This window comes from Bacteroides sp. NSJ-39 (assembly GCF_014287315.1).
Taxonomy (GTDB): domain Bacteria; phylum Bacteroidota; class Bacteroidia; order Bacteroidales; family Bacteroidaceae; genus Bacteroides; species Bacteroides finegoldii.
This window is the reverse complement of sequence record NZ_JACOOB010000010.1, coordinates 147,913-163,346: the sequence shown is the minus strand read 5'-3', so window position 1 is coordinate 163,346 and position 15,434 is coordinate 147,913. Positions and strand designations below refer to the sequence as shown.

The 15,434-nt window shown below is 39.8% G+C and carries 12 protein-coding genes and 1 pseudogene; 10 read left to right on the top strand and 3 right to left on the bottom strand.

Annotated features, from left to right (window positions below; translation table 11 throughout):
* Both H8S63_RS13085 and H8S63_RS13080 read left to right on the top strand, forming a co-directional pair.
* A partial coding sequence (locus H8S63_RS13085; protein ID WP_186927025.1) for an ISAs1 family transposase occupies positions 1-504 on the top strand: 504 nt, incomplete at its 5' end.
* A gap of 353 nt (positions 505-857) precedes the next feature.
* Positions 858-3,320, top strand: a complete 2,463-nt coding sequence (locus H8S63_RS13080) for a glycoside hydrolase N-terminal domain-containing protein (protein ID WP_186927024.1) — start codon at positions 858-860, stop codon at positions 3,318-3,320.
* Positions 3,321-3,407: 87 nt separating this feature from the next.
* On the opposite strand, the pseudogene H8S63_RS13075 reads toward H8S63_RS13080, so the two are convergent.
* Positions 3,408-4,313 (bottom strand): annotated as a pseudogene (locus H8S63_RS13075) (IS982 family transposase).
* Positions 4,314-4,652: 339 nt separating this feature from the next.
* Here H8S63_RS13075 and H8S63_RS13070 point away from each other — a divergent pair.
* Complete coding sequence (locus H8S63_RS13070) at positions 4,653-4,892, top strand: hypothetical protein (RefSeq protein WP_229102233.1); 240 nt, start codon at positions 4,653-4,655, stop codon at positions 4,890-4,892.
* A gap of 13 nt (positions 4,893-4,905) precedes the next feature.
* Complete coding sequence (locus H8S63_RS13065; RefSeq protein WP_186927023.1) at positions 4,906-5,316, top strand: hypothetical protein; 411 nt, start codon at positions 4,906-4,908, stop codon at positions 5,314-5,316.
* A gap of 254 nt (positions 5,317-5,570) precedes the next feature.
* On the opposite strand, the gene H8S63_RS20155 is transcribed toward H8S63_RS13065, so the two are convergent.
* Both H8S63_RS20155 and H8S63_RS20150 read right to left on the bottom strand, forming a co-directional pair.
* Positions 5,571-5,849 carry a hypothetical protein gene (locus tag H8S63_RS20155; protein WP_255467658.1) on the bottom strand — a complete coding sequence of 93 codons (279 nt, stop codon included), beginning with the start codon at positions 5,847-5,849 and terminating at the stop codon, positions 5,571-5,573.
* Between the two features lie 58 nt (positions 5,850-5,907).
* Complete coding sequence (locus tag H8S63_RS20150) at positions 5,908-6,273, bottom strand: hypothetical protein (RefSeq protein ID WP_229102231.1); 366 nt, start codon at positions 6,271-6,273, stop codon at positions 5,908-5,910.
* Between the two features lie 366 nt (positions 6,274-6,639).
* On the opposite strand from H8S63_RS20150, the gene H8S63_RS13055 reads away from it, so the two are divergent.
* From H8S63_RS13055 to H8S63_RS13030, 6 genes are all read left to right on the top strand, one after another.
* On the top strand, positions 6,640-7,278 hold the full coding sequence (locus H8S63_RS13055; RefSeq protein WP_186927022.1) for a porin family protein: 639 nt from the start codon (positions 6,640-6,642) through the stop codon (positions 7,276-7,278).
* 111 nt (positions 7,279-7,389) lie between these two features.
* Positions 7,390-7,911, top strand: coding sequence for an outer membrane beta-barrel protein (locus H8S63_RS13050; RefSeq protein WP_186927021.1), 522 nt, complete (start codon positions 7,390-7,392; stop codon positions 7,909-7,911).
* A 478-nt stretch (positions 7,912-8,389) separates the two neighbouring features.
* Positions 8,390-11,470, top strand: a complete 3,081-nt coding sequence (locus H8S63_RS13045; protein ID WP_186927020.1) for a TonB-dependent receptor — start codon at positions 8,390-8,392, stop codon at positions 11,468-11,470.
* 7 nt (positions 11,471-11,477) lie between these two features.
* Positions 11,478-13,091 carry a SusD/RagB family nutrient-binding outer membrane lipoprotein gene (locus H8S63_RS13040; RefSeq protein ID WP_186927019.1) on the top strand — a complete coding sequence of 538 codons (1,614 nt, stop codon included), beginning with the start codon at positions 11,478-11,480 and terminating at the stop codon, positions 13,089-13,091.
* Positions 13,092-13,111: 20 nt separating this feature from the next.
* Positions 13,112-14,254 (top strand): glycoside hydrolase family 18, encoded by a 1,143-nt coding sequence (locus H8S63_RS13035; protein WP_186927018.1) that lies wholly within the window; start codon positions 13,112-13,114, stop codon positions 14,252-14,254.
* Between the two features lie 33 nt (positions 14,255-14,287).
* Entirely contained in the window at positions 14,288-15,430 is a 1,143-nt protein-coding gene (locus H8S63_RS13030) for a DUF1735 and LamG domain-containing protein (RefSeq protein WP_186927017.1), read from the top strand.
* The last annotated feature ends 4 nt before the right edge of the window (positions 15,431-15,434 follow it).

Genomic DNA, 15,434 nt, shown 5'->3' with positions numbered 1-15,434 from the left:
TATCAGGATAAAGATGAAATAATCAATAGAGTCACCAGGCATGTGTCGGAAAACACCGGACATGGAAGGATTGAGACAAGAACATGCACTGTAGTCAGTTATGGATCTATTATGGAGAAAATGTTTAAGAAGAAACTTGTGGGGTTGAAGTCTATTGTAGGGATAAAGTCGGAGAGGACAATAGTAGCAACAGGAGAATATACTCAAGAGGTCAGATACTATGTAACTTCACTTGATAATACCAAACCGGAGGAGATTGCATCTGCCATCAGGCAGCATTGGTCTATTGAGAATAATCTTCATTGGCAACTGGATGTTACCTTTCGGGAAGACTACAGTAAAAAGGTGAAAAATGCAGCCAGAAACTTTTCGGTGGCAACAAAGATGGCGCTTACCATACTAAAGAATGAGAAAACAACAAAAGGAAGCATGAATCTGAAAAGACTAAAAGCCGGATGGGATGAAAAATATTTATCACAACTTTTACAGGAAAATAATTTTTAATGCGTCTGCCCTGTTATTCAATCATACGGATATACACTTGAATTACAATATGTTATACATCAATTTACATATAAACAACTGTTCATTATCGGACAAAAACGTCAATTCATTGTTTCGACAGGGTTTCCTGTCATATTCCATCCATAAGAATATTCTTTTTACGATCCTATCATACACAAATCATATTTGGGCTTTCTTTCTTGCAGAATCAATACTTTTGTTATATATTGCTGCCCTGTTTCCATCAAATCTGTCTGATACATCTTTATTACAAGCTTGACCATTTCAAATAAAGCTGCCATAATTGGACAAAGACAGAAATTTTATCAAGTTTTCATTTAAAACAGGCTCTTATGAAAAAATGCTATTTTATTATTCTTTTTATATTTCTCTCAGTTTCCGTATCATCATCCCAAACGATTGATTATACACAGGGACTTTCCATATGGTTTGATACTCCTAATGGCTTGGACAATCGGGCCATTTGGCTACGCGCTTCCGGATTGGGGAATAATCCTGACAAAGCATGGGAGAACAGTTCCCTACCAATTGGCAACGGTAGTCTGGGAGCAAATATACTGGGATCTATATCCGCAGAACGAATTACACTGAATGAGAAAACACTCTGGAAAGGAGGACCGAATACCGCCAAAGGAGCAGGATATTACTGGAACGTAAACAAACAGTCGGCAAATATATTAAAGGATATCCGACAAGCCTTTTTAGATGGAGACAAAGAAAAGGCGGCCCGCCTTACTCAGGAAAATTTCAACGGCCTGGCCGAATATGAAGAAAGGGATGAGACTCCGTTCCGCTTCGGTTCCTTTACCACGATGGGAGAACTTTACATAGAAACAGGACTTAGCGAGATTAATATGAAGAACTACCGCCGTATTCTTTCATTGGATTCAGCTATGGCTGTGGTACAGTTCGACAAAGACGGAACAGAATATCAACGGAAATATTTTATTTCATACCCTGACAGTGTCATGGTCATGAAATTCACTGCCAATAAAAAAGGAAAACAAAATCTAGTACTCAGTTATTGTCCCAACAGTGAAGCAGAAAGTTATCTTTCAGCAGATGGAAACAACGGCTTGGTCTATACCGGAGTGCTCGATAACAACAAAATGAAATTCGCTTTCCGAATCAAAGCTCTTCATAAGGGAGGAATATTGAAAACCGAAAACGACCGGATTATTGTGAAAGATGCGGATGAGGTGGTATTTCTGCTTACAGCAGATACGGATTATAAGATGAACTCTAATCCGGATTTCAATGACCCGCAGACTTATGTCGGCAAGGACCCGGAGCAAACAACCCTAGCTATAATGAACAATGCTCTGGAAAAAGGATACGACGAACTTCTAAGGAACCACAAAACGGATTATACAGCTTTATTTAACCGGGTACAGTTACAAATCAATCCGGAGGCTGGTACTCCCGATTTGCCGACCTACAAGCGTCTGGATAATTATAGAAAAGGCGTGCCGGATTATCAACTGGAACAGTTGTACTATCAATTCGGACGTTATCTGCTCATCGCCAGTTCACGTCCAGGCAATATGCCTGCCAACCTGCAAGGATTGTGGCACAACAATCTGGATGGTCCGTGGCGGGTGGACTATCACAACAATATCAACATTCAAATGAATTATTGGCCTGCGTGTTCCACCAACCTTTCAGAATGCACATGGCCGTTAATAGATTTTATACGCAGCCTGGTAAAACCGGGTGAGAAGACGGCACAAGCCTATTTCAATGCCCGTGGATGGACAGCGTCCATTTCAGCCAATATTTTCGGATTCACCGCACCTCTATCCAGTAAATCCATGGAGTGGAACCTCAATCCTATCGCCGGTCCATGGCTCGCCACACATATTTGGGAATATTACGATTATACTCGTGACAAGAAATTTCTGAAAGAAATCGGTTATGAGCTGATCAAAAGCAGTGCACAATTTACTGTAGACCATTTGTGGCATAAACCCGACGGTACTTATACCGCCGCTCCCTCTACCTCCCCCGAACACGGACCGGTGGATGAAGGAGTCACTTTCGCACATGCCGTAGTACGCGAAATCTTATTAGATGCCATAGAAGCAAGCAAAGTGCTCGGAGTAGACAGGAAAGAACGCAGACAATGGAAAAATATACTGGCAAAACTGGTTCCGTACCGTATAGGAAGATACGGTCAATTATTGGAATGGTCGACAGACATAGACGATCCGAAAGATGAACACCGCCATGTCAACCATTTATTCGGTTTACATCCGGGACATACTATTTCTCCACTGACCACCCCCGAACTTGCAAAAGCTGCCAAAGTAGTACTGGAACATCGCGGAGACGGTGGTACAGGCTGGAGCATGGGTTGGAAACTTAATCAATGGGCACGGCTGCAAGACGGAAATCATGCATATAAACTTTACAACAATTTATTAAGCAACAGTACACTAGACAACCTATGGGATAGCCATGCGCCTTTCCAAATTGACGGAAATTTCGGCGGCACGGCAGGTATTACCGAAATGCTGTTACAAAGCCATACCGGAACCATCCAATTGCTCCCTGCTTTACCGGATGCATGGACAAATGGTTCGATAAGCGGAATATGTGCCAAAGGAAACTACGAGATTTCAATTTCATGGAAAAAGGGAAGACTGGAAAAAGCTTGCATTCTTTCTAAGTCCGGAGGACCTTGTACTTTAAGGTATAAAGACAGTACGCTCACACTCAAAACTGTAAAAGGAAGAAAATATGAGATTGCACTAGATGGAAATCAACTCACGTTGATTAGTACATTAATCATATAAAATAAACCCTAAAAGTTAGACAAGAAACTTTTAGGGTTTACTTCATCGTATTCTGACTTACTTATTTAATGTGGGTTCGAAATAAAATCAAAAAATAGCAAGTTGTCCGTCATTGACAAAATTTACGTCAATGGCGGGCTTCTTTTCAAAAAAAACAGTATGCCGCGATAGCCGACAAGGAGTTGGCTATAAAGTTATTGAATGAACGATGTCTGGAGTGTTCTATCTGCGCAATGTTCTTCAATTCGTCATTGACTGTTTCAATCAGGGCTCTTTTTCTGAGCAAAATCTTGTCGGCAATACTCATCAGTGAATTCTTCATATTGTTTTTAACTTTAGTGACAAGCTGTATGCCATTAAGAAAAAGGTTCTCAAACAGAGCCTGACCAATATATTCTTTGTCTGCGCATAGTTTTCCTTTGATGTTTTCCAGAAACTTACCTTGCTTCAACGGTTCCCGGTCATCCACGTTTCCAGGCGTGAACATGAAATTGAGAATCTCACCCTTGTCATTGATTATCAGATGCAACTTGAATCCGAAGAACCATCCCATTGCACACTTCCACGCTCGGCAAGTCCCTCAAATGTCTTATGAATAAGGATTCTTTGGTTACGGCAAACACGTAAGGGAGCGGAGTCGACAAAACTGATGCCGGTACAGGTTCCCAGCAGGACTTTTTTGATGAAGATGGTCATGGGAAGCAATACTTCCTTCTCCAGTTCCACAAAACGGTTATGAGAAACCTGACGCGGAAAAAGGTGTTTCAGATGTTTACAGACATATTCCTTATAGTAATGCTTGAAACAGCGGAAACCACCGGAGTGAAATAGGATTAGAATAACCATAATCTCAGCATCACTCATACGGTTGGGGGTGTTACGATGATTGGTCTTCTTATACTCAATCACATATTTTTCCTGTTGAAATGTAAATTCCTTGCAAAAATCATCGGCCATACAATAAATCTCTGTAACTTTAGACTCTGGAAACATAATGGTAATCGTTTAAATGTTATAATTGGACACTATAAATTTAATGATTTTATCGCTATGTTTCTAATTGTCAGAAAAATATATTTATTCTTATTTCGAATTCACGTTATTTATTCAATAAGTTTCCTATTTTTATAAGTAATCCCTCATAATGAGCTTTGTCATCCCTGTGTGCCGAACCGATACGGTTTTTCATCAGAGACTGTGCTTTTTTCAAAAAGTACGACTGATAATTAGCAACCTCACTAATATCAGAAACAGCAATTATCCCCTGATAAGGATAAGCATCTTCACCAAATAAAGAAACAGTGTTATATTGATGGCTGCAATTATATTGAGATGTCTTTGGATTTGAATCCACAGGCTTATAAGAATGCAGGATGGGCGTTTCTGGTAACATGTGAACTGGATGATGACATAGAGAAGAAGGATGTCAGTGTGTTATTCTGCGGTGTCGGTTATCATATAGCCCCCTGTTTCGAATGGTTGACAAACAATGATATGAACTGGAATTTTGAGGTAATCAGTCTAAATGAGGATGTTCCATATATTGCGGATCTCAAATTCTTACGCAGATGAACAGGTTGTGCATATGTCTGGTTCTCTCTACAGTTTTTTTCTGACCGGGTGTGTTGAAAAGAACGGATATTATACGGAAGGGGAGAATAACGTCATCTCTTTGGTTTGTGACGTGACATGGTCCACTGAAAATACCATTCATGATGCAGGAGAAACATCCCGGGAAATCTATCAGTTCAAAAGGGACGGCACTTGTACACGTACCATCATTTGGACCAACAAGAATGAGGAGGAATCCAGAACAGAAATTTATTACCGGTGGGCTTTTTATAATCAGGGTTCCAATACGATTTATTTCGGTGAGAGCCATTATTGGGATATTGAAGAACTTACTTCCACGAAGTTCGCAGTTTATAACAGGTTTGGAGAGTATGGAAGTCTGGATATGTCCCGGGAATACATGGAACTGTCCCCTTTGAAATGACATATATTATGTTGAAGGTCATTTGAAAAGATTCACGGTGTCTTGGAACGTGTTCGGTGTCCTTTCTTCAGCGTTTTTCTTTCTATATGAAAAACATGACTTTTCCCTCTTCATATATTTATTTCTCCTTGTTCATCAAAAAACAGACTTTTCGCTGCCATCTATATACGGCAAATCTTTCGTCATCAGAGTTGTCAGTTTTTTCCACGAATGTCTTTATACTTGGAGCGGAAGTATATTTGGTCTGAATAATATCATCTACCAGGCAGCTGTACAATCCCCTGATTTCTTTGAAAAGAAAACTTAGGAACATAAGGTTGATGGTTGTATATATGTGTTTTATATGCCAGATATGATTTTGACTTCATATAGTCTGAAGCTCCGCTGCTGAAATTGGGCTTGCGAAGTTCTTCCTGCAATGCCTTTTCCAACTGTTTATATTCAGTGGAATCCGTTATGCTGTACCAATAGTGCTCCTCGGACTTAGTAGCCAGGTCTATCCATGCAGTGACTTCCCAATAATCGGTCGCCATTCTTTCTTATGGAGTCTCTGCATTCCGGGGACATGGTACAGTAAAGGGAATCCTTTTCCTAGTCCTTGAAAAGAACTTCAATGGAATCAATTTTTTCCTGTTTCAGTTCTTTGTATATGTCCGGCAATTTTTTATCAGAAATGGAGGTAATTTGGAAAACTCCATTTTCAATTCTGCAATTAACCCGTGGCCTGGCTATGATAGAGTCATTGAATACAAAAGCAATTTGCCTGCCTGTTGCTCTTTCTGTTTCTTTCACCCATTTATTCATTTTGTATTTACTGATTTGCCCGTTAATTGTATATTTCCCCGAATAGTCTGTCTCCAGTCTAAGGAAAATGAAATCTTTAGTTGTCACGATAGGTTTTCTGGAGATACTGTCTGTTTGTCCGGATAAATGTGGTACCAACCGTTTTCCCGACATCTATTCCGGCTGGTTAGGGAGTATGGCAAGAAAGAAAAACAGACCAGTATTCCCAAATATTTTTTTGCTTTATTCATAGTAACAACTTTGTAGAATCCGACTTATCACATTTTTATTCTTTTAGAAAAGGTATAAAATGAATACAAATATAAATCTTTCCTTTCTACCCCAAAAAGTATATTTGCTGTTTATTATTTCTGTAAAAGAGATCATAAATTCCTTTTATCCGTTTTTGAGGTATGAAAAGTTGCCGTTTTATAGAAGATGATATATACTTTTGCGGAAATTTCATGATAAATAAAGTAACAGTGTTTTTATGTACTGTTTGCAGGACATTAATCAAATATTTTAAAATTTACAAATGTGATGAAAAAAGTTTTTTTTACTGTTTTTTTAGCGTTGTGTTGCACGATGGGCTTTGCACAACTGTCTTTTAATGTAAAGGCCGGTCTTAATCTTAGCAGTTACATTGGCGACAATTCTGACCATTCCAAATTCAAACCGGGGGCACGTGTCGGAGTGGGAATGGAATATCAGTTTACCGATCTGGTTTCCTTGCAGCCTTCGCTGTTCTTTTCGCAAAAAGGTGCGAAATATTCAGAAGGATATGACGGAAGCATCATAGATGCCGATGCTGATGTAAAAATCAACCAGCTCTACCTGGAATTGCCCATCAATGTACAGTTCCGTTTTAATATTGCGGATAACACTAATCTTGTCATAGCGACAGGTCCGTATCTGGCTTGCGGAGTGGGTGGAAAAACTAAGGTTGATGGCGGGGCGTCCGTTGGCAGTATCAATATCACCGGTGATGATAAGATTGACACATTCGGTAATGACGGATTGGACTATAATCGGTTTGATGCAGGATGGAATATCGGACTTGGTGTGGAATTCGGACGCATTCTGGTAGGTCTTGATACCCAACTTGGTTTTTGCAAGGTGATGGACGGAAATGCTCCCCATAATGCTAATATTGGTATTACTTTAGGATATAAATTCTAGTCTGTTCAAATCGGGCAGTTGATAGCCAGCATGTTTCTTTCTGTTTTTTCTATCTTGGAATTGGAACATTGATTTATATTCTATATTATAACTTCCAAATAATCATTTAGTATGAAAAAAATATTCGTTTTATTTATCGTTTTCTTTCTGACGTTAAGCTGCTCATATGCCCAGAAAGGGAAGCAGGCTATAGGTTTCGGACTCAGCTATGGGACAGAGATTGAAAGTATAGGATTGGGGATCAAATATCAGTATAATATAACTAATCCTATTCGTATAGAACCATCTTTGAACTATTTCTTTGAGAATGACAACGTAAGCATGTTGGATGTGAATGTGAATTTTCATTATCTGTTTGCGGTGTCCGGGAGCGTTAAACTTTATCCTTTATTTGGTTTGACTTTATCTAACTGGATGTTTGATGGGTATGATTTGGACCTTGATTGGGATGGCGACCATCTTCATTTTGATGATGGAGGGAACCATAATGAGTGTCGGTTTGGTGTAAATTTGGGTGCAGGAGCTGAACTTACTTTACCTCGTAACTGGGCCATGAATTTTGAATTTAGATATCAGCTGGTAAGTGATTTTGATCAAGGGGTCATAAACATTGGAGCAGCATACAGATTTTAAGGAACAGTTCGAAAATTGGACTCATTATTGACGAAAGAGGGGGTAAGCATGATGATTTATGTCTGCCCGCTCTTTTTTTATGCATTTATGATAACCGTATATCAAAAAGAGTAATCAATTTCTATTCTTGACTATCCTTAGGGCAGTTATAATCATATTTCACTTATTTATAAATAGTTTAAATCTACTGTATTTATATATTAATATAATATGTAAATTAATAATTGCATGTTTCCGAAAATATTAGCGAACCTAAAATTTAACATATATTGTATTGTTTGTTTTTATATAATATGTATATTTGTGCCGTTAAACCTAAAAATTAATACATAACATGAAAAAACGAGTATCTAATAGCCCAGCTGTTAATATGTTGAAAATCTGCAAACTTCCTTTTGGAACCTCTTTGTAATAACGTCTGTAAATATAACTATCCGTTATTTGTCTAAAACTTTTTTAATTTTAAATTTATTATTTAATGAAAACAAATCTGAATCGCAAGGGCTTCTGCCTGCTTTTTAGCTTGTTCTTGTTGGCTGGTGGTGGGGGCTTGTATGCATCTGACTATCATTCTATGAGCCAAGTGCAAGACAATGTAATCAGTGTTTCCGGTATCGTAAAGGATACCAAAGGAGAACCGCTGATTGGTGTAAGTGTGTTGGTAAAGGGTACTACCAACGGTACTGTGACTGACCTGGATGGGAAATTCACATTAAAAGTTTCCGCTGGGGATATTCTTGAGTTTTCTTATATCGGCTATGCTTCACAGTCGGTGACGGTAACTAATGCTAATTCCCTGAATATCACATTGAGTGAAGATACTCAGGCTTTGGATGAGGTGGTTGTCACTGCATTGGGTATTAAAAGAGCAGAAAAGGCTTTAAGTTACAACGTGCAGCAGGTAAAATCAGAAGAACTGGTACGTACTAAAGATGCCAACTTTGTCAATTCTCTTAATGGTAAGATTGCCGGTGTTACTATTAATAAAAGTGCCGGTGGTGCCGGCGGTTCTACGCGTGTAGTAATGCGTGGCGCCAAATCGATCGAAGGTGATAACAGTGCATTGTATGTAGTAGACGGTATACCTTTGTTCAATACGACTTTGGGTACTGGCAATGATGTATTGGGTGAGGGTAGAGCTACTACCGAAGGCATCGCTGACTTTAACCCGGAAGATATAGAGAGTATTTCTGTACTGAGTGGTCCATCAGCTGCTGCATTGTATGGTAGTAGTGCAGCGAATGGAGTTATCCTGATTACTACCAAAAAAGGTAAAGAAGGAAAACTTTCAATCTCTTTCTCCTCTTCTTCCGAGTTCAGCAAAGCTTATATGACCCCCGAGTTCCAGACAACTTATCGGAACAAGAGCGGAATATATGAAAGTTGGGGTGATCTGATGACTACACCTACTTCGTATGATCCTAAGGATGATTTCTTCAATACTGGTACCAATTTTATAAATTCATTGACTTTGACTACCGGTAACAAGAACAATCAGACTTTTGCTTCTATTTCTTCTACGAATTCAAAAGGCATTGTGCCAAACAATGAATATGACAGATTAAACTTCACTATTCGCAATACATCTACATTCCTCAATGATAAATTACAGTTGGATTTAGGTGCATCTTACGTGAAGCAGACAGACCAAAATATGGTTTCACAAGGACAATATTGGAATCCTGTTATGGCAGCCTATTTGTTCCCGCGTGGGGAAAGTTGGGATGCTATCAGAATTTTTGAACGTGAAAATTCGGCACGTAACATTTCAGAGCAATATTGGCCTATAAGTGAAGGTACTTATGCTTCGCAGAATCCATATTGGACAGCCTACCGTAATGTTGCTCCCAGCGAAAAAAGCCGTTATATGTTCAATGTAGGTCTGACTTATAAAATTTTCGATTGGTTGAATGTTGCTGCCCGTTATCGTATGGATGATTCATACATTGATTTTGAGCGGAAAATATATGCCTCTTCTTATGATGTATTCACTGAAGGTTCCAAAAAAGGCCTTTATGAATACAACCATTATAAAGACCGCCAGGAATATGCGGATTTCATGGTGAATATCAACAAACAAATCAAAGATTTCAGCCTTTCTGCCAATTTAGGTTACAGTTATTCCAATTACTGGGCAGAATTGAGCGGTTATAGAGGTCCGTTGGCATTGATCCCCAACAAATTTACAGCAGGAAACATCAATGCCAGCAAAGCGCGTGTCATTGAAGGTGAAGGTGACAGCCGTGTCCGCAATAATGCGCTTTTCGCCAACTTGGAACTTGGTTACAAGAGTATGTTGTATTTGACTTTGACTGGACGTAATGACTGGAATTCCCGTTTGGTGAATACAGATGAAGAATCATTCTTCTATCCTTCAGTCGGCCTTTCTGCCATTGTTACCGAAATGTTTGATTTACCCGATTTCATTTCATATTTGAAAGTTCGCGGTTCTTATACAGAGGTAGGTTCACCGGTCTCCAGATCAGGTCTGACTCCGGGTACTGTAACCGTGCCCATTGAAGGAGGAGCGCTTAAAGAAGATATGATTTATCCTTTTACAGATTTCAAGGCAGAACGTACCCGTTCTTACGAATTTGGTTTAAGTCTTCGTTTATGGAATAAGTTGAGTGCGGAAGTTACTTATTATAAGTCTAACACTTACAATCAGACTTTCTTGGGTGATCTGCCCGAGTCTACCGGTTACAAACAGATTTATCTGCAAGCAGGTAATGTTCAGAACCGTGGTTGGGAAGCCTCTTTGGGGTATAATGACAAATTCGGTGATTTCAGTCTTTCTTCCAGTCTGACTTTCTCGCGTAATATTAATGAAATCAAAGAAATGGTCGAAAACTTCCATACAGACATTACTTCAGAGCCAATCAACATACCGGAAGTAAGAAAAGATAATGGACGTACTTTATTAAAAGTAGGTGGCAGTATACACGACATTTATGCAGATCGATTCTTTAAGAAAGACAGTCAGGGGTTTGTTGAAATCAAGGAAGACGGTTCTTATGGAATGGAAAATACGGACCCTGTTTATTTAGGTCAGGTTGCACCCAAATTCAATATGGGATGGAACAACTCATTTTCTTACAAAGGTTTCGGATTGAGTTTTCTGATCAACGGACGTTTCGGAGGTGTAGTAACTTCTTCTACAGAGGCTATTCTTGACCGCTTCGGTGTTTCTAAAGCTTCTGGTGAAGCTCGTGATTTAGGTGGTGCTTTATTGCCTGGACAAGGACGTGTAGATGCAGAGAAGTATTACAAAATGATTGGAACCGGAGATTATCATACTTCAGGTTATTATGTGTACAGTGCAACCAATATTCGTCTGCAGGAACTGACGTTGAGCTATACATTCCCCAACTCATGGTTTAAGAATGTGTTGAAAGATGTAACAGTTTCATTCACTGCAAACAATCCGTGGATGCTTTATTGCGAAGCTCCTTTCGATCCGGAGTTGACTCCGTCTATAGGAACTTATGGTCAAGGTAACGATTACTTTATGCAACCAAGTGTCAGAAGTTTCGGCTTTGGTATTAAATTAAAATTATAATGCAACAATGAAAAAGATAAATCAATATAAGCTTTTGGTAGCTTTTTGCATATTGCCTTGTTGGGCATCTTGCGATTATGAGGAGGTTAACACCAATCCCTATGAAGTGACTGATGAGGAGGCGAACCGGGATGGTGTGGCTGTAGGTGGTTCTATTATGAGCCTTGCCAGACAAGTTTTTCCGGTGGGTACCCCTGCAAATAAAACAGATATCATTAATGAATATCAGACATCATTTAATCTTTCCGCAGATGTCTGGAGCGGATATTTTGGTCAAAATAACAATTGGTTTAGCGGAAGTAACCATCTGACCTATTATTTGCAGGATGCTTGGACATCGTCTACCTATACCAGTACTTATACCAAGGCATATGCTTCCTGGAAAAAAATAAAAGAAAATGCAGAAGAAACGGGAAATATGGCAAATTATGCTTTAGCACAGATTTTGAAAATTTCCTGCTGGCACAAGGCGCTTGAGACATTCGGTCCGATCCCTTATACACATGCAGGCGAAGGCTTGCTTGTTGTGCCGTATGACACTGAACAGGAAGTGTATACCGCCATGTTCAATGATTTGAAAAGCGCTATAACAGAGTTGACTTCACTGGCAAATTCAGGTGCCAAAGTGATGGAAGATTTTGACCTGGTGTACGCAGGAGATCCGGTTAAGTGGGTAAAGTATGCCAATTCACTGATGTTGCGTCTGGCTATGCGTTTGAAATATTGTGCTCCCGATATGGCTAAACAATGGGCGCATGAAGCCTTGAATCATAGCGTAGGAGTGATGACCGCGAAAGATGATGAGGCCAAGATCAGTCCGAATGCCAATTATGCGTTTGACAATAACATTGCTTATTTGGCAAGCAACTATCAGGAGTGCCGTATGGGTACAAGTATGTATGCTTATCTGCAAGGCTATAAAGATCCGCGCATGAGCAAATATTTTACAAGTATCAAACAGGAGAATTCACTGCTGGGATTTGATGGCAATTGGTATGCCCCTGTGCCTCCCGGACATACTATGGGTAAGGGAGAATACACCGATTGCTCTCAGCCTAATATGACGGGAAGTACACCGACTTATTGGATGCGTGCATCGGAAATGTATTTCTTACGCGCTGAAGCCGCTTTGGAATGGCCGGAGTTTGGTGATGCCGAAGCACTGTATAAACAAGGCATTCAGATGTCGTTTGACGAAAACGGAGTCTCTACAAGTGTAGATTCTTATATAACAGGAGCAGGCGCACCTGTATTTGTACGGGTTCAATCTCCTAAGAATAGTTATTGGGCTTCAGAACCTACTACAGCCACTCCAGCTTTTGAAGGAAGCCAGGAAGAAAAACTGGAAAAGATCATGATTCAAAAATGGATTGCACTTTATCCCAACGGGCAGGAAGCATGGACTGAGTGGAGAAGGACAGGATATCCTAAGTTGCATCAAGTGCAGGAGAACAGAGGTTCTGCAAATGGTATAACCAAAGATAAAGGCATTCGCCGTATGGTTTATCCGATAAGTTTCTCCCAATCTGCAGAAGATAGAGCCAACTATGAAGATGCTATAAGTAAATTGAAAGATAAAACAGATAAGGCAACCTCCAGATTGTGGTGGGATTGCAGATAAATAATTTAAAAATGTGTATTATGAAAGTACTGAAAAAACTATTATATGCGATTCCCATAGCGGGAATAATATTTGCATCTTGTACGGATGTAGAGAAAATGGAAATTGAACATATTGGCGGTTTCAATACAATGGACAATGAAGAGAGTGAAGCTTATTATGCCGAACTCCGGGCGTATAAGGAAACAGCCAGAAACTATGGCCGTCCTGTGGCTTTCGGATGGTTTTCCAACTGGGCACCATCCGGTGTGATAAGGAAGGGGTATCTGACTTCTGTTCCCGACAGTATGGATATCATATCCATGTGGAGTGGTGCTCCGGGAAGATATGAAATTACGGAAGCACAGAAAAAGGATAAAGAGTTTGTTCAGAAAGTAAAAGGCATTAAATTGCTGGAAGTAAGTCTGCTTTCTCATCTGGGTAAAGGAAGGACTCCCGACTGGGTCTATGAAGAAGTGGAGAAGCAGGCCGAAGAAGAAGGGTGGAATGACAGTAAACTGAACGAAGAAAGAAAAAAAGCACGTTGGAAGTTTTGGGGGTATACCTCCGGAAATCCTGAAGGTGCCGACATGAAAGAGGCATTGGCCAAATACGCTAAAGCGCTTTGTGATTCTTTGTTTGTAAGTGAATGGGACGGTTTTGATATTGATTGGGAACCGACCGGCGGATTTAATGATGCAGATAATACATTGACGTATAGAGGTTATAATGGGTATTCTAACATGGAGTTTCTAATAAAAGAAATGGGTAATTACATCGGTCCGAAAAGCGACCCGGAGGGAAAGGGACATAAATTATTGGTTATTGATGGATATATCAATCATTTTGGTCCTGAGCTTGATGAATATATAGATTATTGGATTACACAGTCATATGGAAATTCCAGCCCAAATTATAGGCCACAGAGTGGTAATTTGAAAAAGTTGATTATTACAGAAAACTTTGAGTCTAGCGCAACAAGTGGTGGGCAGTTGTTGAACCAAGCCCGGTGGATGCCTGAAAACGGCACCACTTACAAAGGTGGGGTAGGAGCCTATCGTTTTGACAATGATTATGGTAATACTCCGGATTATAAGTGGATGCGTCAGGCAATACAAATTAACCAGCAGGTATTCAATGAGTGGAAAGCCGCTCAGAACGGGGAAAATACAGAAGGAGAATAACCACTGAAGTAAAAAATTAGATTAAAGATTATCATGAATAAGATTCGATTAAAATACATAGCAGGTTTTGCCATTGGAGCATTGCTTTTCGGTTGCAATGACAGTGAAAGTGACTTGCTGGAAACCAAAGTATACTTTGAAGAAAACAGTGTTACTATTAAAGCCTCGGGTGATGATGTCATTACCCATGATCTGCAGGCGAGACTTTCTTTCAAAAGTTCCTCGCCGACAGAGGTAACTTATGAAATAGGAGGAGCAAGTGCGGTAGAAGCTTTCAATGCCGCACATGGTACAACTTATGAACTGCTCGACCCTTCTCAGGCAAGTCTGGAAGTTACATCGACCACTATTGAAGCCGGAAAGATATACGCTCCGCAAACCACTGTAAAACTCAGTGGTATGGCAGATATTGCTGAAGGAAAAACTTATCTGTTGCCTGTATGTGTGCGGTCATCTTCTTTGCCTGTCATCGAAGGTTCGGATTTCACTTATCTCGTCATCAGCAAACCGGTAGAAATACGGACTGTAGGTCAGTTCTCCAGCAATTATATCAAGATACCGGTAAGTCCGCTTAGTCCGTTCACATCGGTTACTTATGAAGCTTTGATCTATTTAAATCGTTTTAATTCTAATAACACGATTATGGGAACGGAAGGTATTCTGATCCTCCGTATAGGTGACGAAGCTTTGCCAGGCGGACACAATGACTGGATGCAGATTGCCGGAAATAAGCAATTCCATTCTGAACAGGAATTTAAAACCGGTCAATGGTATCATGTTGCATTTACTTATGATCAGCCTTCGGGAAAGGCTATACTCTATATTAATGGAGAAAAAGCCTCTGAAAGCAGTTGGGATACTCCAAGTTTCGATTTGTCAAACGGTGGATGTTTTGTCGGAAAAGTAAAAGACTTTATGTGGGGAGAACGTCCTTTCAATGGATATATGAGTGAAGTCAGATTATGGAGTGTGGCTCGTACGGAAAATCAGATTAAACAAAATATGCTTTCTGTAGATCCCGCATCAGACGGTTTATTCGCTTATTACAAACTGAATGGAAGAGATTTGACCCAAGAAGATGGTGTTCCTTACATTAAAGATGCTTCCGGCAATGGAAAGAATGGAGAAACTAATGTCCGTTTCAAAGAATTGGATGAACCGGTTGCTATTAATTGACATC